Annotated in this window: 17 protein-coding genes; 13 read left to right on the plus strand and 4 right to left on the minus strand. The window is 45.7% G+C overall.

All coding sequences use genetic code 11. The features are described from left to right. Positions 1 to 24 precede the first annotated feature (24 nt). From LJ707_RS14975 to LJ707_RS14985, 3 genes are read right to left on the minus strand one after another with little or no spacing between them, the layout of a single operon-like run. On the minus strand, positions 25 to 969 hold the full coding sequence (locus LJ707_RS14975) for an MlaD family protein (protein WP_228952393.1): 945 nt from the start codon (positions 967 to 969) through the stop codon (positions 25 to 27). A 27-nt stretch (positions 970 to 996) separates the two neighbouring features. Continuing rightward, a complete protein-coding gene (locus LJ707_RS14980; RefSeq protein WP_228952394.1) occupies positions 997 to 1,902 on the minus strand; it encodes an N-acetylmuramoyl-L-alanine amidase in 906 nt (301 codons plus the stop codon). A gap of 43 nt (positions 1,903 to 1,945) precedes the next feature. Further along, positions 1,946 to 2,803, minus strand: a complete 858-nt coding sequence (locus tag LJ707_RS14985) for an N-acetylmuramoyl-L-alanine amidase (RefSeq protein ID WP_228952396.1) — start codon at positions 2,801 to 2,803, stop codon at positions 1,946 to 1,948. 107 nt (positions 2,804 to 2,910) lie between these two features. On the opposite strand from LJ707_RS14985, the gene LJ707_RS14990 reads away from it, so the two are divergent. The 12 genes from LJ707_RS14990 (at position 2,911) to LJ707_RS15040 (ending at position 18,281) form a co-directional block, all read left to right on the plus strand. Beyond that, complete coding sequence (locus LJ707_RS14990) at positions 2,911 to 5,667, plus strand: putative LPS assembly protein LptD (protein ID WP_228952398.1); 2,757 nt, start codon at positions 2,911 to 2,913, stop codon at positions 5,665 to 5,667. A gap of 2 nt (positions 5,668 to 5,669) precedes the next feature. Beyond that, positions 5,670 to 6,920, plus strand: a complete 1,251-nt coding sequence (locus LJ707_RS14995; RefSeq protein ID WP_228952400.1) for a competence/damage-inducible protein A — start codon at positions 5,670 to 5,672, stop codon at positions 6,918 to 6,920. Positions 6,921 to 6,966: 46 nt separating this feature from the next. Then, positions 6,967 to 8,352 carry a dihydrolipoamide acetyltransferase family protein gene (locus tag LJ707_RS15000; protein ID WP_228952402.1) on the plus strand — a complete coding sequence of 462 codons (1,386 nt, stop codon included), beginning with the start codon at positions 6,967 to 6,969 and terminating at the stop codon, positions 8,350 to 8,352. A 138-nt stretch (positions 8,353 to 8,490) separates the two neighbouring features. After that, entirely contained in the window at positions 8,491 to 9,126 is a 636-nt protein-coding gene (locus LJ707_RS15005) for a C40 family peptidase (protein WP_228952404.1), read from the plus strand. Positions 9,127 to 9,149: 23 nt separating this feature from the next. Continuing rightward, positions 9,150 to 9,272, plus strand: coding sequence for a hypothetical protein (locus LJ707_RS20325; protein WP_255678940.1), 123 nt, complete (start codon positions 9,150 to 9,152; stop codon positions 9,270 to 9,272). A 1-nt stretch (position 9,273) separates the two neighbouring features. Next, positions 9,274 to 9,423 (plus strand): GIY-YIG nuclease family protein, encoded by a 150-nt coding sequence (locus LJ707_RS20425; RefSeq protein WP_228952406.1) that lies wholly within the window; start codon positions 9,274 to 9,276, stop codon positions 9,421 to 9,423. A gap of 421 nt (positions 9,424 to 9,844) precedes the next feature. Then, complete coding sequence (gene pbpC / locus LJ707_RS15015; protein ID WP_228952408.1) at positions 9,845 to 12,235, plus strand: penicillin-binding protein 1C; 2,391 nt, start codon at positions 9,845 to 9,847, stop codon at positions 12,233 to 12,235. 45 nt (positions 12,236 to 12,280) lie between these two features. Then, positions 12,281 to 12,991: a 3'-5' exonuclease gene (locus LJ707_RS15020; protein WP_228952410.1), complete on the plus strand. Its 711-nt coding sequence runs from the start codon at positions 12,281 to 12,283 to the stop codon at positions 12,989 to 12,991. After that, complete coding sequence (locus tag LJ707_RS15025) at positions 12,991 to 14,682, plus strand: ABC transporter ATP-binding protein (RefSeq protein WP_228952412.1); 1,692 nt, start codon at positions 12,991 to 12,993, stop codon at positions 14,680 to 14,682. The genes LJ707_RS15020 and LJ707_RS15025 overlap by 1 nt, the downstream gene beginning before the upstream one ends. 115 nt (positions 14,683 to 14,797) lie before the next feature. Beyond that, positions 14,798 to 16,933, plus strand: coding sequence for a ribonuclease R (rnr, locus tag LJ707_RS15030; protein WP_228952414.1), 2,136 nt, complete (start codon positions 14,798 to 14,800; stop codon positions 16,931 to 16,933). Between the two features lie 13 nt (positions 16,934 to 16,946). After that, complete coding sequence (locus LJ707_RS15035) at positions 16,947 to 17,921, plus strand: polyprenyl synthetase family protein (RefSeq protein WP_228952416.1); 975 nt, start codon at positions 16,947 to 16,949, stop codon at positions 17,919 to 17,921. 15 nt (positions 17,922 to 17,936) lie between these two features. Then, positions 17,937 to 18,281, plus strand: a complete 345-nt coding sequence (locus LJ707_RS15040; RefSeq protein ID WP_228952418.1) for an energy transducer TonB — start codon at positions 17,937 to 17,939, stop codon at positions 18,279 to 18,281. A gap of 34 nt (positions 18,282 to 18,315) precedes the next feature. Here the strand turns inward: LJ707_RS15040 and LJ707_RS15045 are convergent, their stop codons facing one another. Further along, on the minus strand, positions 18,316 to 19,323 hold the full coding sequence (locus LJ707_RS15045) for a 3'-5' exonuclease (protein ID WP_228952420.1): 1,008 nt from the start codon (positions 19,321 to 19,323) through the stop codon (positions 18,316 to 18,318). 137 nt (positions 19,324 to 19,460) lie between these two features. Between LJ707_RS15045 and LJ707_RS15050 the strand changes: the two genes are divergently transcribed. Beyond that, a complete protein-coding gene (locus LJ707_RS15050) occupies positions 19,461 to 21,440 on the plus strand; it encodes a DUF3857 domain-containing protein (RefSeq protein WP_228952422.1) in 1,980 nt (659 codons plus the stop codon). Positions 21,441 to 21,449 lie beyond the last annotated feature (9 nt).

Below are 21,449 nucleotides of genomic sequence, written 5' to 3' on the forward strand. Positions count from 1 at the left end.
ATGTATGTGTGAGTCTAAAATTTCTTAATCCTTACCGCCGCCAAATATCGAGAAGCTTACGTAACGTTTTGGGTGAGCTTTCAGATCAATAAACAGGTTATTGAGGTTAGCCGAAGCATTGCTCAGGTTTTTATACATCGTACTATCGTTTATAAGTAAACCTAAACTGCCTTCGCGGCTGTTGATCTTGTTAGTGGTAGTTTCAAGGTTGGCCATGGTTTTGTCTACATTATCCATAGTTTGTTTCAGGTTTGTAGCTGCCAAATCGTTGCTAAACTTTTTAAAGTTAAGCGCGATATCATTAAAGTGAGCTGTAGTACCCTTTAAATTGCCTGATATAGTTGCTGCATTACCCATAACGGTATTAATGTGCCCTGATTGCGCGCCAACCAAAGCGTCAATTTTTTTAGTGGTACCCTCCAGTGTTTGCAATGAGTTGGCTATGCTTGAAAAGCTGCGGTCAACATTTTTCTCAAAATTAGGGTTCATGATGCGGTTGATGGATGCCAGCGATGAATCAAGTTTAGTGATCAGTGCTTCCGCCTTTTTTTGTATCGGCTGCAGGCTTTCGGCCAAACTGCCTTGTATGTCAGCACGCAGGGTGTCTTCATCCTGGGCGGGTTTTGCGCTGTCCCCTAAATCAAAAACAATAGCCTTGCCACCCAGCAGGTCTGTGCTTTGCAGTTGTGCCAGTGTGTTTGATGGCACGTTATACTTATCATCAACCTTAAATTCAACCACGGTACGCCCATCAGGCTGTAATTCCATTTTTGATACACGGCCAACCTGGTAACCATTTACAAGTACCGGTTTTGAAACCGATAAACCTTCTACGTTCTTATATATGGCGTAGTACTTGTTCGAGCCCGAAAATACATCATTCCCGCTCAGGTAACTGTATGTTAATAAAAGCGCCGTTATGGCAATTGCCGTGAATACGCCTATTTTGGTTTCGTTTGATATTTTCAAGGTAGTAGAGTGTTTTTATAAATGATATTAATTTTCTAACTGTTTTTTATAACTCTTTAATGCACTTAATATCGAGTTCACTATCTCCGTTTGACCTTCGTCTGATGTAAGGTAGTCTTCCTCATCCGGATTGTTTATAAATCCGGTTTCAACAAGTACTGATGGCATGGCCGTATGATCGAGCACCAAAACCACCTGTTCCTTTACGCCGTGGCTCTCGCGGTTATAGTTACCTGTAAGTTCACTATCTATTAAACTCGCAAAGCGTATACTTTGTTTACGGTATTTATCTCTAAATGTGTTTAACATGATAACCGATGCCGGATTATCCGGATCATAGCCCGCGTAATTGTCCTTATAGTTCTTCTCGGTAAAGATAACCGCGTTCTCACGCAGCGCTTCTTCCTGCGCGCCAACACGCCTCGAACCATAAACAAGTATCATGGCGCCTTTGCCGCTGCGATTAGCTACCGTGCTTGTTTTGTAAATAGGGATGCTTTTGCCTTTACGCTTACGATAGCCCACAACCTCGGTAACCTTACGGTTGGCCAGCGAGTTGCAGTGTAATGATATAAACAACTGGCCTTTAGCATTATTAGCTATATCGGCACGTTTGTGCAGTTCCACAAAGGTATCGTTGCTGCGGGTCATAATGGTGTTAACACCGGGCAGGTCGCGTTCAATGGCCTTTTGCAATTTAAGGGCGAGGGCGAGGGTAACTGTCTTCTCGTTGGTGTTGGGGCCAAAAGCGCCGGGGTCCTTACCACCGTGGCCGGCATCAATAACTACCGTGCGCAGCCTGAAGCCTTCGGGGGCTTGTACCGAATCCGTGGTTTGCTGATCTAAGGCCCTTGCGGGCTGTGCAGCGTAAAAAAATGAAACTAAAAGAGCTGAAAATGTATAGATGTGTTTCCTTGAAATTTTTATCATCATGTGTAGTGAACGAACTAACCTTAAATTTATTGGCTATTAAACACTAAGCTTCCACTTCGGTTTTAAGAGTTTTTAACGCGCGCACAATTGTGGCCACTATCTGGTCCTGCCCTTCTTCCGAGTTCAGGTAATCTTCTTCATCAGGGTTATTGATGTATCCGGTTTCAATCAACACCGCGGGCATGGCACTGTGGCAAAGTACCAGTACGCCCTGTTCGCGTATGCCCTCACTACGGCGGCCATCGGTTTCAACAAACTCCTGGTTTAATATACTGGCAAACCGTACGCTTTGCTTGCGGTATTTGCGTTTGTACTCATTCATCAGTATCATGGCCGATGGATCATTCGGATCTATTACGGCATCCATTTCCTCTTCATCGCCAAGGCGGGTTTCCTTAATGGCCTTTTCTTCTTCTTTGGTGCGATGAAAACCATATACCAGCAGCAATACACCTTTGCCGGAGCGGTTGGCTACGCTTGTTTTTTTACCCGACGCTGATCGTACTATCTTATTAGGCAGTGAGTTGCAGTGTATGGATATGAATATGTCACCCTTGGCATCATTAGCGATGTCCGAGCGTTTTTGCCATAAAATATCATCGTCGGTAGTGCGGGTCATCACCACTTTTACATCGCTTAATTCTTTTTCTATCGCCTTTTGCAATTTAAAGGCAATTTGTAGCGTTACCTTCTTTTCGACAGAGTATTTGCCCGATGCACCGGCCCGAAAACCACCATGGCCGGCATCAACAATTACCGTTTTTAGTTTAAATTTATTAGTTTGATTAACCGTATCTTTGGGCGCATAATTATTGGCCGCCAACATCATTTTAAATGAAAAAAATGGAAGTAATATAAACAGGAACCTTAAACAATAATTCAATCTGTTCAGTGTTTTCATTATGTTTGAACGCTGGTTAACCATATCTGCAAAAATACTATTCATTATTAATTTTGAAATTCGTTAGGCTTTTTTTTCTGCTTGCAATTATATTAACGGTAAATGCGGTGGCTGTTGCATACAGAAGCGGATATAAAAGCAGCCCCGTTACCGCGAGGGACACTATTATTAAGCTTGACAGCACCAAGGCTACTGACCGGCGGCTTATAAATGGCCCGTTTCGTAAAGCTACACCGGCACCTAAACAAAGCCCTGTAAAAAAAGACACCATTCCTAAAGATTCGTTGCGCCGCGATACTTCCTCACGTGATACCGGCCGCATGGCTATGGCTGCCGATACCGGCAGAAAATCAGCCAGTGGCCTCGAATCAGAAGTGAAAGCACATGCCGAAGATAGTATTATAGTTGATAACGAGAACAACATTATGTACCTGTATGGCAAAGCACGGGTTACTTATGAGGATGTTGAGCTTGATGCCGAGTACATTCGCGTAGATAAAAAAAATCACCTGATATATGCCAGCGGCAGGCCAAGCCCTAAAACAGGCCGCTACATAGGCCGCCCGATATTCCAGCAAAAAAATGATAAACCATCATATGCTGATTCGCTGTTGTTTGATTACACAACCAAGAAAGGAAAGATATTTAACCCGGCATCTGAGCAGGACGGCAACTTTATTTCGGGCGGACAGGCAAAAAAACTGAACAATGAGGAAGTAGCCTATAAAAATGTTATTTACAGTACCTGTAATGAGCCATATCCGCATACGCACTTTGGTATAGTAATAACCAAAGGTATAGGCGAGAAGCACCGCATCATATCAGGCCCTGCTTACCTCGAGATAGCCGGTATACCATTGCCGCTGGGGGTACCGTTCGGTTTCTTCCCCAAGCCGGAGTCAAGGGCATCAGGGGTTATATTTCCAACTTTTGGTGAAGACCAGCGTTTGGGTTTCTTTATGCGTAACCTGGGCTATTACATCGCGCTTAACGAGTATATGGACCTTACCAGCAACGTATCTATCTATTCGCGCGGATCGTACGAGCTGAGTACCGCGGCCCGTTACCTAAAACGTTACAAGTACCAGGGTAACCTTACGCTGAGCTACGGCTCGCACAATTACGGCCTGCCCGGCGATCCGGCTGCAAAGGATTTTAACATTTCCTGGTCACACAGTCAGGATGCCAACGCCCATCCGGGCAGTACATTCAGTGCCTCGGTTAACGCGGGTACCTCAAGCTTTTACCAAAACTCGCCCGCAGGGCAAAACTATAGCCTTACGCAGCTTACGCAAAACAACCTTCGTTCAAGTATCGCCTATGGCAAAACCTGGGCCGGTACACCATTTAACTTAAACGTGAGCTTAGGCCACAGCCAGGATATTACCCAAAAAAGGGTAACGCTCGATCTGCCTACCGTATCTTTCAATATGTCAACCCTTAGTCCGTTTGACAGTAAGAACCGGGTAGGCGAGCAAAAATGGTATCAAAAAATTACAGTAGGCTACAGCTTACAAGCCCAAAATAAACTGAACAATATACCGGAGTCGCAACTGTTTACCAGCGAAACACTTACCAAGCGCCTGCAAAACGGTATGCAGCATACCATACCGGTTGCGTTGAGCTTAAATGTATTTAAGTACTTTCAGTTCAATACATCAGCTAACTATACCGAGCGCTGGTACCTGCAATCTATCCGCAAGAGGTATGATCGTGATGACCCGAACGTATCTCCGGGTACCGCGGTTATTGATACTGTTGGCGGCTTTGCCAGGGCAGGGGAGTATAACCTGAATGCAGGTATGTCAACCAAAATTTACAGCCAGGCAAACTTTGGTGGTAAAATAAAGGCCATCAGGCACGTAATGACGCCTTCATTAACGTTCAGCTACCGCCCGGATTTCTCTGACCCGAGCTATGGCTACTATCGTACCATTGTAAGCGAGGCCTCCATACCGTATACTTACACCGCGCAAACCTACTCTATATTTGAGCAGGCGGTTTACGGCGGGCCATCGGCAGGCCGCTCGGCAGGTATCGGGCTTAACATTGATAACGTTATTGAGGCCAAGATCAGGCCAAGCGCAACCGATACCTCTAATACCGATAAAAAGATAGCCATATTACAGGGCTTCTCGGTATCAACCTTCTATAACTTCGCGGCAGATTCTATCAAGCTTTCGCCAATATCGTTCTCAGGCCATACCGGCTTATTCGGGCAAAAGGTGAATATCAGCTTTAACGGATCATTAAACCCTTATGTGGTGCAAACACGCGACTCTATATCTAACGGTGCCGTTGTACGTTATGCACGCTCGCTGGCGCGTTATAGCTGGCAGGATGGTAAATTCCCGATGCTGACTAACCTGGGCTTATCCATGAGCGGTAGCCTTAACTCATCATCATTCAGCCCAAAAAAGCAGGCGCAGCCCAACACCATGCAAAACATGACGCCGGAGCAATCAAGGCAGTTATCGTTGATCAACAGCGATCCGGGGGCTTATATTGACTTTACCGTACCCTGGAACATATCCTTTAGCTACAACTTTAACTATAATAACAGCGGGGTAACCACTACCACCACCAATACCATGATGATAAGTGGTGACGTGAGTATCTCGCCCAAATGGAAGGTGCAATACTCCACCAACTTTGACTTTAATGCCATGAAGCTGGCCGATGCAACGTCATTCGCCATATACCGCGATTTGCATTGCTGGGACCTGTCGGTACAGTGGCTGCCGTTCGGTTACTATAAATCGTACAACGTTACTATTAAAGTTAAATCATCAATTTTACAGGACCTTAAACTTACCAAACGCAGCGATTATACCAGCAACAGGTATTATGGCGGCGGCTTTTAATTATGCTGGCAGAAATTATAACCATTGGCGACGAAATACTGATTGGGCAAATTGTTGATACCAATTCGGCCTGGATGGCACAGCGCCTTAATGAAATAGGGGTGCGGGTAAAGCAGATCTCATCAGTATCTGACGATCGGGAGCATATATTAAAGGCTTTTGACGAAGCCAGCAGCCGTGCCGATATTATACTCATAACCGGCGGCCTCGGCCCCACAAAGGACGACATCACCAAAAAAACATTGGCCGAATACTTTGGCGTTGAGCTTGTAGAAAGCGAAGTAGCGCTGAATAATGTATTAGAGATATTTAAGCGCTATAACCGCCCATTGCTTGAAACCAACCGCCAGCAGGCCCTGGTACCTGCCAATTGCGAGGTAATTAATAACAACAACGGCACCGCGCCGGGTATGTGGTTTAACCATAAGGGCAAGGTATACATGTCAATGCCGGGCGTGCCTTTTGAAATGATGTACATGATGGATGAACAGGTGCTGCCAAAAATTAAGGCAACCTTCAAACTATCAACCATTATACATAAAACGATATTAACGGTAGGTGAGGGCGAATCATATTTAGCCGAACGTATTGCCGATATAGAGAATGAACTGCCGCCGCATGTAAAACTGGCTTACCTGCCCAAATTAGGACAGGTACGTTTACGTGTTAGCGGCTACAGCGATGGCGACGAAACACTGCTGCAAAGCGAGGTTGATACATTTGCAAACCGTATTGCCGAACGGGTGAGTAATGTAGTGGCAGCGCTGGAGGACATTCCGCTGGAAAAGGCCATATTAAATATGATGACCAAGCGTAGCCTCACGCTATCTACCGCTGAAAGCTGTACGGGCGGTTTTATATCGAGCCTGCTTACACAACATGCGGGTTCATCAAAGGTGTTTTTAGGCGGAGCCGTATCCTACTCAAACCAGCTAAAGCAAAGCATACTGGGTGTAAACGCCGAAACGCTGCAACAGTATGGCGCGGTGAGCGAAGAAACAGTGCTTGAAATGGCCAAAGGCGCACTTAATAACTTCGCATCAGACTATGCCATTGCCGTTACCGGCATTGCCGGGCCCGATGGCGGCACGCCTGACAAGCCTGTAGGCACGGTTTGGATAGCGGTAATTTCGGTATCAAAACGATTGGTTAAGAAATTCACTTTCAGGGGCAAACGCCAGCAAAATATTGAACGTTCGGCCATCAGCGCGTTAGGTATGTTAAATACTTTACTTAACGACAAGGCAATTTAATCGCAGATTTAGTTATTTTTGGCGAACCAACTGTTTACATCATACTATGGCTAAATTTCAGTTAATATTACCCAAAATGGGTGAAAGTGTTGCCGAAGCGACTATTGTAAAGTGGGTAAAAAAGCCCGGCGATACAGTAGAGGCTGACGATACCATAGCCGAAATTGCGACTGATAAAGTAGACTCGGAGGTTCCATCCCCCGTAAGCGGAAAACTTGTTGAAATACTTTTTAACGAGGATGACGTGGTAGAGGTTGGACAGACCATAGCCATAATTGAAGTTGAGGGCGAAGACGTTGCTGAAGAGCCGCAACAACCCGCTGCTCCGGTTTCTGAACCGGAGAAGGCTGTTGTAGTTGAGCCCGAACCGCAAGCTGCAACACCGGTTGCCGAACAGGAAGCCATACCAGGCACTGAGCAACTGGCACAGCGCGAAACACAAACTGTGGCGCATACATCCTCATCATCTGTACGTTTTTACTCGCCCCTGGTGCGCAACATTGCTGTGGCCGAAGGAATAGGTAACGACGAACTGGATAACATACCTGGTACCGGTGCCGATGGCCGCTTGACAAAAGACGATCTGATGATCTACCTTGACAGCCGTGCTAAAGGAGGCACCCAGCCTGTACAACAACCACGTGCCGAACAGTCGCAAGCCATCTCTCAGCCCGCTGCCAAATCGGTATACACATCACCAGTAAGCACAGTATCATCATCAGGTAACGAGGAGATTATCGAGATGGACAGGATGCGCCGTCTGATTGCCGACCATATGGTGATGAGCAAGCAGGTATCGCCGCACGTAAGCTCATTTGTTGAGGCCGATGTTACCAACTTGGTAATGTGGCGCGACCGCGTGAAGAACAGCTTTGAGCAGCGCGAAAACGAAAAGATAACCTTTACCCCCATATTTGTTGAAGCCGTAGTAAAAGCCATTAAGGATTTTCCGCTTATCAACGTATCGGTAAAAAATACACAAATCATCCGTAAAAAGGATATCAACATCAGCATGGCAACCGCGTTGCCAAGCGGTAACCTGATCACTCCGGTAATTAAACGTGCCGATCAGCTTAACCTGGTTGGGCTTACCCGCGCGGTGAATGACCTTGCCAACCGTGCGCGCAATAATAAGCTTAGTCCGGATGATGTGAAGGAGGGTACTTTTACCATCACCAACATAGGCACGTTTGGGAATATTATGGGTACGCCCATTATTAACCAGCCGCAGGTAGCTATTTTAGCTATCGGTGCCATCAAAAAGAAACCCGCCGTTATTGAAACTCCGCAGGGCGATATGATCGCCATCAGGCAGATGATGTATCTTTCGTTATCGTACGATCACCGTGTGGTTGATGGTATGCTTGGGGGCTCGTTCCTGAAACGTATTGCCGATTATCTGGAAAACTGGGACGTTAAGCGTGAGATATAGTGTGTTAATTTATACCACTTATGTTGAGGCATGTTAATATGTTAAGATTTTACATTAGCAGCAATCAACCAGTGTAGTTAATTTCGACTGATGTCTCGTTTTATGCCATTGAGCTATATTGCCGGAAATTTTTTATCAATGAGATCAGTTTTAGCAGGTAAGCCAATAATCATATTTGCATTAGCAGCATTTATACTGTCATCATGCAGCAGTATAAAAAAAACGCAGCGGCCTGTTTACGGCAATAATAACGGCGGTGCCCCCGCTGCCCCTACAATAAAGCGTTCAGGTCCTTATGTAATGGAAAAGCCGGACAAGGATGATATAGAAAAATATTCGGCCATCATGAACGTGAAAAAAAGCGACATTAAAAATGGCAGGCTTTACAGCTTTATTGATGACTGGATGGGTACGCCATACAAGTTTGGCGGTTTAGATAAGGATGGCGTGGATTGTTCGGGCTTTGTTTACCGTTTGCAGCAGGAGGTATATGATATTGAGAACATGCCCCGGTCAACCAGTACACAGATCAACTTTATCAAACGCAAATACGAGGAAGAACTAAAAGAAGGCGACCTGGTGTTTTTTGATTTTGACGGCAGGCAGTTCAGCCATGTAGGGGTGTACCTGCAAAACGGTTACGTGGTACATGCCAGCACCCGCAAAGGTGTGATGATCATTAAGCTGAAGGATCCTTATATGTATAAATATTTCTCGCGCGGCGGATCAATTTTGGTTGAGCGTGAAGGTGAAGCCGAAAGCAGCGGTCGTTAAGCTTATTTGTTACTTTTGCCATCATGCAAAAACCTAAAGAAGATTACTCATTCTGGACACAGTATAAACGCTTCGCCACTACGGAGATCATGCTGTACGTGATCATGATTATCGGCATTATAGTGGGTATCGCTATCTTTTCGTAAAGTGTTTAACCAATACTTTGTTTATATTATCAAATGTAACGATGGATCCTATTACACCGGCGTAACCAATGATGTTGACCGGCGGTTTCAGGAACACCAGCAGGGCGTTAATGTAAGTTGTTATACTTTAAACGTCGGCCTTTACAATTAGTTTTCTATGAGTCGTTTGGCGACATTAGTCAGGCCATAGCTTTTGAGAAACAAGTTAAAGGCTGGCGCAGGGCAAAAAAAGAAGCACTTATCGCTCGTCGGTGGGATTTATTGCCGGAACTTTCAAGAACAGCTAAGTAGTTGCTAATGCTTCGACAAGCTCAGCATGACAGTTTGAGTTGGTTAGAAAATTCAAGAGCGTCGGCCTGTCACCCTGAGCCTGTCGAAGGGTGCGTGTGTGGGGAAATAGTTCGTTAGTGCTTCGACAAGCTCAGCATGACATGGTGGAAAATATAAAGGGGCCTGTCACCCTGAGCCTGTCGAAGGGCGCGCGAAGGCCTGAACAGTGTGCGAGTGCTTCGACAGGCTCAGCATGACATACAGATAAAAATTGTAAGTTCGCCGGTGCATCGGCATCCAACATGGCAAAGCAACAAATACTCAAATGGCTCAGTAAACCCAAACGCATCATCGCGTTAGCCGTGTTGCTGATGCTGTTTATTCTCTTTATCTTCTGCCTGCCTAAGCCTTTATTCAACAAACCCACTTCGTATGTTATTGATGATGATAAAGGCCAGCTCTTAGGCGCTTCTATAGCGGCCGACGGGCAGTGGCGGTTTCCGTATAACGACAGCGTTCCCGAAAAATTTAAGCAGTGCATCATCACCTTTGAGGATAAGCGTTTCCGATACCATCCCGGCTTTGATCCGCTGGCGTTTGGCAGGGCTATCAGTCGTAGCATTAAGGCCGGGCATGTAACCAGCGGCGGCAGTACGTTAAGTATGCAGGTAATCCGTATGGCTACTAACCACAGGCGTACGGTTTGGAATAAGCTGATCGAAATATTCATGGCCCTGCGGCTTGAAGCCGGATACAACAAGGATGAGATATTGGCTTTATACGCAAGTAACGCGCCATTCGGCAGTAATGTTATCGGGTTGGATGCTGCTTCGTGGCGCTACTTTGGGCGCAGTCCGGATAAGTTATCATGGGGAGAAATGGCGGCCATGGCTGTGCTGCCTAATGCGCCATCGCTGGTACATCCCGGTAAAAACAGGACGGTGCTGTTAAACAAGCGCAATCGCCTGCTTGATAAAATGGTTGCCGAAAAAGTGATAGACAGTACTACCGCCCGCCTGGCCAAACTTGAGCCGGTACCTGATCGGCCTGTGGCTTTGCCCCAAATGGCACCACACCTGTTACAGGTATTTAAGGCAGACCACAGAAGAAATCAACAATCCGGAGATACGCGCATAACCAGCACCATCAAAGCCGATCTGCAACAACAGGTAAGCAATATTCTGGAGCGGCATCACCAGGTGTTACGCGCCAATGAGATCAATAACATTGCCGCTGTGGTGCTTGATGTGGAAACCGGTGCTGCGCTGGCTTATGCGGGCAATATCTTCCATCCGGGCGAAAGCCAGTTGGAGAGCGATGTTAATGTGGTGAACGCGCCGCGTAGTCCGGGCAGTACGTTAAAACCTTTGCTTTATGCCGCCATGCTGAATGATGGGTTTATTTTGCCCAACAGCCTGATACCCGATGTACCCACGCAAATAGCCGGTTATCATCCCGAAAATTTTGATCTGGGTTACGATGGAGCGGTAACGGCATCAAAGGCGCTGTCGCGCTCGCTGAATGTGCCTGCGGTTAAAATGCTGCAGCAGTACAAGTACGAGCGGTTTTACGATTTTTTAAAACAAACGGGCATCACCACCTTAACCAAACCGGCAGATCATTATGGCCTTGCCCTGATTTTAGGTGGTGGCGAAAATACCCTGTGGGAACTTACCGGTAATTACGCCGCAATAGCGCGCGTATTAAACCATTATAACAAAAACGGCGGTAAATATGACCCTGCTGACTGGCATCAACCGGTTTACTCCGCATCGCCACAAAACAAACCGGAGCTGGAAAAACACGGACTATTGGATGCCGGCTCCATATACTACACCCTGCAAGCCATGGAAGAAGTAATGCGGCCGGGCGAGGAGTTGCTATGGCAGCAATTCAGTTCGTTACAGCGGGTAGCCTGGAAAACCGGTACCAGCTTTGGCTTTCGCGATGGCTGGGCAATAGGTATAACACCTAAATACGTAGTAGGGGTATGGGTAGGTAATACCGATGGCGAGGGCAGGCCGGGCTTAACAGGTATTAGTACCGCTGCCCCGGTATTGTTTGATATTTTCAGGCTGCTGCCTTCGGCGCGCGATTGGTTTGAGATGCCCGTGCGCGATATGGTGAAGATAAGCGTTTGCCCGGAGAGCGGTTACCGTGCCGGGCAGTATTGTAACCATGCAGCAGAGCAATGGGTACCCCGGGGCGGATTAAAAACCAAGGTATGCCCCTGGCACCAGTTGGTACATCTCTCTATGGATAGCAAATGGCAGGTAACTACAGATTGTGAGTCGCCCGAGCGCATCCTGAATAAAAGCTGGTTTGTGCTGCCGCCATCCATGGAGTATTACTACAAATCAAAAAGCTATCAATATCATGTGCTGCCGCCTTTCAGGGCCGGTTGCACGCAGGAGAATGTTAGCCCTATGGAGGTGATCTACCCTAAAAACGGCGCTAAAATTTATGTGCCTATAGAAGCCGATGGCTCTCGCGGGCGGATGATCTGCAATGCCGCGCATCGCGAAGCCGGGGTGAAAATATACTGGCACCTGGATGATAGATACCAGGGCGAAAGCCACGATCTGCACCAAATGGCGCTTAACCCATTACCCGGAAAACATAAGCTAACCCTGGTTGATGCTTACGGCAATACCACTGTCATAAATTTTGAGGTGCTGGATAAGGATAAGTAAAACCGGGGCGAATGCTTATCTTGGCAATAAAATACCACTAAACTGATGCTTGAGCAGTACGATCTGTATAACATAATGGTGCTTGATATTGAAACTGTGCCGCAATACGCCGGTTTTGATGAAGTGCCCGCAAATATGCAAAAGCTATGGGATGCCAAAACGCAATATCAGCGTAAGGATGAAACCGCAGAGGCTTTTTACGAGCGTGCCGGTATTTGGGCCGAGTTTGGTAAGATAATTTGTATATCGGTAGGTATTTTTACCGGAGGCCAAAGGGTTGGCCTGCGCATCAAATCCTTCGCGGGTCACGATGAAAAGGAGCTGCTGCTTGATTTTGCACGCTTATTAAACAGTCAGCCACCTAACCAGGTATTGTGCGCCCATAACGGCAAGGAGTTTGATTTTCCGTACATATGCCGCCGTATGCTGGTCCACGGCATCAAACATCCAACACAACTGGAACTATCAGGCAAAAAGCCCTGGGAAATAAATCATATTGACACCATGGAGTTGTGGAAGTTTGGTGACTATAAAAACTATACCTCCCTAAGCCTGCTTACCGCTATTTTTGATATACCTACCCCAAAGGATGATATTGATGGCAGCATGGTTGGCCATGTGTACTGGGTTGAAAATCAGTTGGAACGCATTTGCACCTATTGCCAAAAGGATGTGGTGGCCACGGCACAACTGTTACGGCGTTTTCGTGGCGAGCCTTTAATTCCGGATGAAAATGTAACCATAGTGGGCGGCTGATGCTAAGGGTTGATGACTTAGATATAAAATTTAAAACCTCGAGCGGCTTTTTTGAAGCCGTTAAGGGTGTCTCTTTCCAGATAAATAAAGGCGAAACATTAGGTATTGTAGGTGAATCCGGCTCAGGCAAATCTGTTACCTCACTGGCTTTGATGCGCCTGCTCGACAGGCAGGCAAAAGTAAGCGGAGAGGTGTTTTTGAATGGGCAGGATGTATTTGCGCTGAGTGAAGATGCAATGCGCGAAGTGCGGGGCAACCGCATGGCCATGATCTTCCAGGAACCCATGACCTCGCTTAACCCTGTACTTACCTGTGGTTTCCAGGTAGCCGAAGCCATAATTACCCATCTTAAAAAAACTAAAGCAGAAGCGCGGGAAGCCGCTGTCGCTTTATTTAAAGAAGTACAACTGCCACGTCCTGAGGCTATTTTTGACAGTTATCCGCACCAGTTATCGGGCGGGCAAAAACAGCGGGTGATGATTGCCATGGCACTATCCTGCAACCCTGAACTGCTGATAGCAGACGAGCCTACTACCGCGCTGGATGTAACCGTACAAAAGAATATTATTGAACTGCTTTTAAAACTAAAAGCAGAACGGGGCATGAGCCTGATCTTCATCTCGCATGATCTGGGTGTGATCCGGCAGATAGCCGACCGCGTGCTGGTGATGTACAAAGGCGAGGTAGTTGAGCATGCCCCGATACAGCAACTGTTTGATGCCCCGCGAAACGCTTATACCAAAGGCTTACTGGCCTGCCGCCCATCGCCGCAGCGGCTGCTGAAAAAGCTACCTACCGTGGCCGATTTTTTAGAAGCAGGCAACGAGCTTTGCGTTAACGAGATGTGCGGCCGATATGCTTATGAGCCCGGGGAGTTGCAGGCAAGGCGGCAGCAACTTTATGCTAATGAGCCTATCCTGAAAGTTGAAGGGTTAAGCAAATGGTACCCTGTTAAAAGTGGAATGTTTGGTACAAGCCATGAGGTGATAAAGGCCGTTGATGAGGTGAGCTTTGATGTATATCCCGGCGAAACGCTGGGTTTGGTGGGTGAGTCGGGCTGCGGAAAAACCACACTTGGCCGCAGTATTTTAAAGCTGATAGCACCCACGCATGGGCACGTACATTTTGAGGGGGCTGATCTTTGCAAATTAAGCGCTGACCAAATGCGCCGTATGCGCCGCGATATACAGATCATATTTCAGGACCCGTATTCATCACTCAACCCACGGTTAACCGTGGGGCAGGCCTTGCTTGAGCCGTTGCAGGTACACCGCTTATATACCAATGATACTATACGTCGTCAAAAAATAAAGGAAGTGCTGCAGCGTGTAGGCTTACTGCCCGAACACATCAACCGTTATCCGCATGAGTTTTCGGGTGGGCAAAGGCAGCGTATTGTTATAGCGAGGGCGCTGGTGCTGCAGCCTAAGTTTATCATCTGCGATGAATCAGTTTCCGCGCTGGATGTATCGGTGCAGGCACAGGTATTAAACCTGCTGCGCGATCTTCAGGAGGAGTTCAAGCTGAGCTATATCTTCATCTCGCACGATCTGGCGGTGATCAAACACATCTCTGACCGCATGATGGTGATGAACAAAGGGCGCATTGTTGAGCACGGTTTTCCTGAAGATATTTATCTTAACCCTCAAAATGAATATACACGCCGATTGATTGACGCGATACCTGATTAAGGAAGATGAGAAACACTTTATCTATATTTGAGTGTTAATACATATATGGGTAATGTGTTTAGTACGTTTATCCAACTAAATTATCCGTATTTCAATTGCGGTTTATAATAATTCCATGTCAAAAAAGAAAAGTGATTCTACCATAAAACAAGTGCTCACACAAATGGTGCTGGGCGTATTTGAACAGAACGGCAACACGCCGTTAAATTATAAGCAGGTTGCTGCTAAACTGAACGTGCACGATCCCGAATCGCGCGAAATTATTTTGGAGATACTAAAAGAAGAGTCAAAGAAGGATACCATCAAACAAATTTCTCCGGGCAAATTTCAACTCCTCGAACTTAAAACGTTTATTGAGGGCAAGGTTGATATGACCAATGATGGTTCGGCGTTCATCGTTACTGACGATGAGGACGAGAATGATATTTTTGTTGCCCCGCGTAAGCTGCGCACCGCCCTAAACGGCGACCGTGTTAAGGTTTATGTATATGCCAAAAGCAAGGGTCGCCGTAAGGAGGGTGAGGTGATAGAGATATTGGAACGCCGCAAAATGGAGTTTACCGGTATAGTAAAGCTATCTCAGCATTATGCCTTTTTTGTGCCTGACGACCGCAAGATGCTGCACGATATTTTTATACCGCTGGAGCAACTGAACGGCGCGCGTAACGGTGTAAAAGCTGTTGCCGAAATAACCGACTGGCCTGCTGAGGCAAAAAATCCGGTAGGTAGGGTAAAGCACATTTTAGGCAAGCAGGGCGAAAATGATACCGAAATGAACGCCATACTGGCCGAGTACGGTTTCCCGCTGTCGTTCCCGGCAGAGGTAGAGCACGAGGCCGAATCGATACCCGAAGTGATCACCGGGGAAGAAATTGCCAAACGCCGCGATTTTCGTGAGGTGCTTACCATCACCATTGACCCTTATGATGCCAAGGATTTTGATGATGCCATCTCCTTTAAAAAATTGGACAATGGCAATTACGAGGTTGGTGTTCACATAGCCGACGTAGCGCACTACATTGAGCCTGATTCCGCTTTGGATAAGGAAGCCTTTGAGCGTGGTACGTCAGTTTATCTGGTAGATAGGGTGATACCGATGCTGCCCGAAAGATTGTCGAACGGACTATGTTCACTCCGCCCGAATGAGGATAAGCTGTGTTTTGCCGCTGTATTTGAGCTGGACGAAAATGCCAATATCATTACCGAGTGGTTCGGCAAAACGGTAATCCACTCCAACAGGCGCTTTACTTACGAGGAGGTGCAGCAGATTATTGAAGATAAGGCAGGTGAATACAGCGAAGAAATATTAAAGCTGAATGAGCTGGCCTATATACTGCGCGACCGTAAGTTTAAAGCCGGTGCCATCAGTTTTGAAACTACCGAGGTTAAATTCAAGCTCGACGAGCATAGTAAACCGATAGGTGTTTACGTGAAAGAACGTAAGGATGCCCATAAGCTGATTGAAGATTTTATGCTGCTGGCCAACCGCAAGGTAGCTGAATTTGTAAGCAAAAAAGGAAAGGGTAAACATAAGTTTACTTTTGTTTACCGTGTGCACGATGCCCCTAAGCCCGAAACACTGGCAAACTTTGCACAGTTTGCCTCCCGTTTTGGGTATAAAATAAATACCAAGAGCGATAAGGAAGTTGCCCGTTCACTAAACCATTTGATGGAAAGCGTTGAGGGTAAAAAAGAGCAGAATGTGCTTACCCACCTGGCTATCCGCTCCATGGCTAAGGCTGTTTATACTACAAAAGGTACCAGCCATTACGGGTTGGCGTTCGATCACTATACACACTTTACTTCACCCATACGCCGCTACCCGGACGTGATGGTGCACCGACTGCTGTTGCATTACCTCAATGGCGGCCAATCGGCCAATGCCGAGCATTATGAAAAGTTGTGTGTGCATAGCTCCCAGATGGAGAAAAAAGCTGCCGATGCCGAGCGCTCGTCGGTAAAATACAAACAGGCCGAATATCTTACAAACCAGGTGGGCAATACCTTTAGCGGCATTATATCAGGTGTTACGGAGTGGGGTATGTATGTAGAGATCATTGAAAACAAGTGTGAGGGCATGATACGCCTGCGCGATATAAGCGATGATTTTTATACGCTTGATGAAAAGAACTACGCCATCATCGGTCAGCGTAAAAAGAAGGTTTACCAGCTTGGTGATGAGGTAAAGGTTAAGGTGAAGAACGTCGATCTGACAAAAAAGCAAATTGATTTTTCATTAGTGCAGGAGTAAGTATATTTGCCGGGTGAAGAAACTTGCCGAATTGCAGGATATTATATCCGAAGCGCTTAACCGCTATACCTTACCTGCACAACCAGCCGAACTATATGAGCCTATACGCTATATTCTGAGCATAGGCGGAAAGCGCCTGCGCCCGGCATTAGTGCTGATGGCTTGCGATATGTTTGGCGGTGATGTTTACGGCGCCGTACAGCCTGCGCTGGCCATTGAGGTGTTCCATAACTTTACGCTGATGCACGATGATATTATGGACAATGCCCCGTTAAGGCGCGGCAAAGCCACCGTGCACGAAAAGTGGAACAGTAACATCGCCATCCTATCCGGTGATGTAATGATGGTAGAGGCCAATAAGCTGATGATGCAGGTTGATGACCGCATACTGCGCCCAGTGCTGGATATTTTTAATGAAACCGCCCAGGGCGTGTGCGAAGGCCAGCAGTATGATATGAACTTTGAGCAGCATAACACCGTTGCCATTGATGAATATATAGAGATGATACGCCTTAAAACGGCGGTGCTGCTGGGTGGCGCTTTACGCATAGGTGCGCTGATAGGCGGTGCAAGCACTGCCGATGCTGAAAATATTTACCACTTTGGCGTTAACCTGGGTATAGCCTTCCAACTGCAGGACGATATACTGGATGTGTACGGCGACCCTCAGAAATTCGGCAAGCAGGTAGGGGGCGATATCCTGTCAAACAAAAAAACATATTTGCTGATAAAAGCGCTTGAACTGGCTAAAGATGATGATGCTATTAACCTGCACAACTGGCTTGCCGCACGCGCCTATGAACCGGCAGAGAAAGTAGCCGCCGTAACCGCGGTTTACAATAAGCTGCAAGTAAAGCAACAGGCCGAAGAAGCCATGAACAGCTATGCCGAAAAAGCTTACCAATATTTAAACGCCATTAGCGTAGCCGAAAACCAAAAACAGTTTTTACAGGAATTTGCCGATGGATTGATGGTGCGGGATTATTAGTAATTATTTATTAAAATGAAGGAAACCTTATCAGCAGCGATATTATTATTATGCATAAGCCTTAATGTTAAGGCACAAACACCCAAGGCAGATTCTGCTGTTATAGATACAACCGAAAAAATAGTTGATAAAAAGCCACTGAAAAAATACACTAACGGGAGTGTCGTTTTTCAGTTTGTCGTTGAACGGGACGGGAGTTTGAGCGATATAAAGATCATCAAACATTTAACACCTGAATTGGACTCGATCGCCCTAAAAAAACTAAAGGCTTCACCCAAATGGCAACCTGCTACTTTAAATGGTAAACCTATCCGGAAAAAGTTTACATTTCCGATGAAGTTTACCGGTTATTATAATTAACAAAGGCTGATCCATCGATCAGCCTTTGTTGTGTTTATCCTTTTTTAAACTTATCTGCTAATAGTTTCAGCATATCATCATTAACGGGTTTTGCCGGGGTATCATCCTTTTTTGGATAATTATTGTTAGGGCGGTTATTTTGATATTGCGGTTTCTGATAGTCCTTTTTTTCAAAGTTTTGTTGTACCGGTTGCTGTGGTTTGGGCTGCTGCGGGCGGTTTTGTCTTTCAACGGCCTTCTTGGCATTCCAGCGTTTGTGTATGTCCTCCAGTTTACGTTTGGTATACAGCGGGAAATCGCCCTGCATCATCCACGAGTAGTAGCTTGGCTCGGCATCAAATACATCCTCAACGCGTTTGCCTTTATGCTTGCCAAAGTTTATAAGTTCTTCGCCATCCTCGTTATAAACCAGTCTGCCGGCAAAATCAACCGGTTTGCTCAGGTTGGTAAATTTGTGCAGCGCCTCAACATCACCAACAACGGGTATGCTGCGTACGCCTTTTTTATCTTCCCATTCGGTGCCGTGGTAACGGGCTACCTGGGCTAAAAGCACCTCCATAGTAGCGCGGGTATCAGCCTCGGCACTGTGGGCGTTAATAATATCCTTGCTGCAATAAAATTGATATGCGGCTTTCAAAGTGCGCTGTTCCATCTGGTGAAAAATGTTCTGTACATCTACAAAATGGCGGTTCTCCAGGTCAAAATTCACTTTCGCACGTAAAAACTCCTCCATCAGCATAGGTATATCAAACTTGTTGGAGTTATAACCGGCCAGGTCGCTGTCGCCAATAAAATCGGCAATATCCTGGGCCAGCGCCTCAAAAAAAGGCTCGTTAGCAATGTGCTCATCATAAATACCATGCACTAACGACGATTCCAGCGGTATAGGCATACCCGGGTTTACGCGCCAGGTTTTTATTTCTTCGCTATCGTCAGGATGTAATTTTATAACAGCTATCTCTAATATGCGGTCGGAACCAAGGTTGGTGCCGGTAGTTTCAAGGTCGAAAAATGCCAGCGGGCGCTTCAAAATCAATTTCATCAGTGGCAAAGGTCATAAAAAACTTTTAGTTGTTTAAATTTATTTAGCGATATGGCTATCCAAAGTTTTACAGCTATTTACAATTACGCAGTATTGTAGTAATTTTACCGCAATAAAAGATCGGACTTTATCACTTCATGAAAAAATTTTTACTCGCCCTGGCTCCGGCCATTTTTGCACTTTGCACCTCAGTTAACGCACAGGATTTTGATTACGGTAAGTTTTCGTATGATGAGCTTAACAGCAAATCATACAATAACGATACATCAGCCCACGCTGTAGTTTTAAAGGAATATGGTAATGCCCGCATTGGTGAGGCTGACCGTATTACGGTTGAATTTGACTATCATGTTAAAATCAAAATATTTGATAATAAGGGCTTTGATAATGGCAATATTGAAATTCCGATACGTGTAAACTCAGATTCGGGCGAAGAAATAACAGATGTTGAGGGTGTTACCTATTACATTAACGAAAAGGGTGAAGCAGTACGTGCCGAACTCAATCCTAAAAATGTATATACCGTAAAGGATAACATATATTGGACTACCGTGAAATTTGCTATGCCCGCGGTACGTAATGGCTGTGTTATTGAGTATAAGTATCATTTACGCAGTCCTTATATCTTTAAATTCAAGAGCTGGGATTTTCAGTCGGATATTCCAAAAGTATCGTCGGTTTACCAGGTGAGGTTGCCTGCTGTTTATAACTATAAAATATCATTACGCGGCTTTTTAAAATTGCTTGAGGGTAAAGAGTATGAGCCGCAGCTTGACCGTGAATGTTTTAGTGTGAACGGTATTAAGGCCGATTGCTCCAGGTTTTTGTTTGCCATGAAGGATATTCCGGCGTTTAAGGAAGAGGAATACATGACCTCGAAAAATAACTTTTTATCGGCCCTTAACTTTGAGCTGGAGGATTATACCAGTTTAAACACCGGCTCAAAAGTAAAGGTAACTAAAGAGTGGAAGGATGTTGACCGTGAAATGAGGACGGAGGAAAGCTTTGGCAGCCAGCTAAAAAAGAAAGACTTTTTTAAGGATAAACTGGTGCCGGTACTTGCCGGTAAAAGCACTAATCTTGAAAAAGCACAGGCGGTTTATCACTTTATCCAAAAAAATATAAAGTTTAACAAGATTTACGGCATGTATTGCGGCGATGGTGTTAAAAAATCATTCGAGAAACATACAGGCAATTCGGCCGATATAAATATTGCGTTGATAGTAGCTCTGAAAAGCGCCGGCATTGACGCAGATGCCGTAATCATGTCAACGCGCGATCATGGGCAGGTAACTAAGATATACCCCGTTTTAAGTGAGTTTGATTATGTAGTTGCCAAAGCCGAAATTGACGGTAAAAGCTACTTTTTAGATGCTACCGACCCGTTGCTGGGTTTTGGTATGTTGCCTTTTCGCTGCCTGAACGATCAGGGCAGAGTGTTTAGCCTGGAAAAACCTTCCTTCTGGATAGATTTTGCTATCCAGAAGGAAACAACCACCTATTCGCTTGATTTTAAGTTACAGGAGAACGGTAAGCTAAAAGGTACCATATCCAGCTATTTAACCGGGTACGATGCCTACCGTAAACGCGCCCAGATCAAAAAATTCAATACCGTTGACGAGTTTATTGAAAACTACGACGAGAGGATGTCTAAAATCAAAATACTTAAAGGCACTATTAACAATATTGACAGCCTTGAAGCAGCACTGATAGAAAAATATGAGGTTGAAATTGATGTTTATGATAACCTGGATGCTAAAAAGTTTACCTTCAATCCCTTTCTGCTGAATAAAATCACCGAAAACCCGTTTAAGCTCGAAGAACGGAATTATCCTGTTGACTGGGGAGTAGCCTCAACTGAAAGGATAACCCTCAACATTGAGCTGCCGCAAAACTATAAGGTGGAGTACTCTCCAAAAAACGTAGGCCTGGCACTGCCTGATAATGGCGGCCGTTTTATTACTAACTTTAATACCACTGGTAATGTGTTCACATTTTCTCACATCATCCAGCTAAACAAGCCTGTATATTCAGCTTCAGAATATCCATATATTAAAGAATTGTTTAACCAGATCATCCTGGCACAAAAGGTTGACCTGTTATTTACTAAAGGATAAATTTTAAAA

The organism is Mucilaginibacter sp. UR6-1, assembly GCF_020880975.1.
In the GTDB taxonomy this organism is placed as follows: domain Bacteria; phylum Bacteroidota; class Bacteroidia; order Sphingobacteriales; family Sphingobacteriaceae; genus Mucilaginibacter.

Excerpts from the sequence above, each read along its gene's own strand:
- LJ707_RS14985 (WP_228952396.1), bottom strand. The coding sequence starts at position 2,803 with ATGAAAACACTGAACAGATTGAATTATTGTTTAAGGTTCCTGTTTATA.
- LJ707_RS15025 (WP_228952412.1), top strand. The coding sequence starts at position 12,991 with ATGCTAAGGGTTGATGACTTAGATATAAAATTTAAAACCTCGAGCGGC.
- LJ707_RS15000 (WP_228952402.1), top strand. The coding sequence starts at position 6,967 with ATGGCTAAATTTCAGTTAATATTACCCAAAATGGGTGAAAGTGTTGCC.
- LJ707_RS20325 (WP_255678940.1), top strand. The coding sequence starts at position 9,150 with ATGCAAAAACCTAAAGAAGATTACTCATTCTGGACACAGTATAAACGC.
- LJ707_RS14995 (WP_228952400.1), top strand. The coding sequence starts at position 5,670 with ATGCTGGCAGAAATTATAACCATTGGCGACGAAATACTGATTGGGCAA.
- LJ707_RS14980 (WP_228952394.1), bottom strand. The coding sequence starts at position 1,902 with ATGATGATAAAAATTTCAAGGAAACACATCTATACATTTTCAGCTCTT.
- LJ707_RS15050 (WP_228952422.1), top strand. The coding sequence starts at position 19,461 with ATGAAAAAATTTTTACTCGCCCTGGCTCCGGCCATTTTTGCACTTTGC.
- rnr (WP_228952414.1), top strand. The coding sequence starts at position 14,798 with ATGTCAAAAAAGAAAAGTGATTCTACCATAAAACAAGTGCTCACACAA.
- LJ707_RS15020 (WP_228952410.1), top strand. The coding sequence starts at position 12,281 with ATGCTTGAGCAGTACGATCTGTATAACATAATGGTGCTTGATATTGAA.
- LJ707_RS15040 (WP_228952418.1), top strand. The coding sequence starts at position 17,937 with ATGAAGGAAACCTTATCAGCAGCGATATTATTATTATGCATAAGCCTT.
- LJ707_RS15045 (WP_228952420.1), bottom strand. The coding sequence starts at position 19,323 with ATGAAATTGATTTTGAAGCGCCCGCTGGCATTTTTCGACCTTGAAACT.
- pbpC (WP_228952408.1), top strand. The coding sequence starts at position 9,845 with ATGGCAAAGCAACAAATACTCAAATGGCTCAGTAAACCCAAACGCATC.
- LJ707_RS15005 (WP_228952404.1), top strand. The coding sequence starts at position 8,491 with ATGAGATCAGTTTTAGCAGGTAAGCCAATAATCATATTTGCATTAGCA.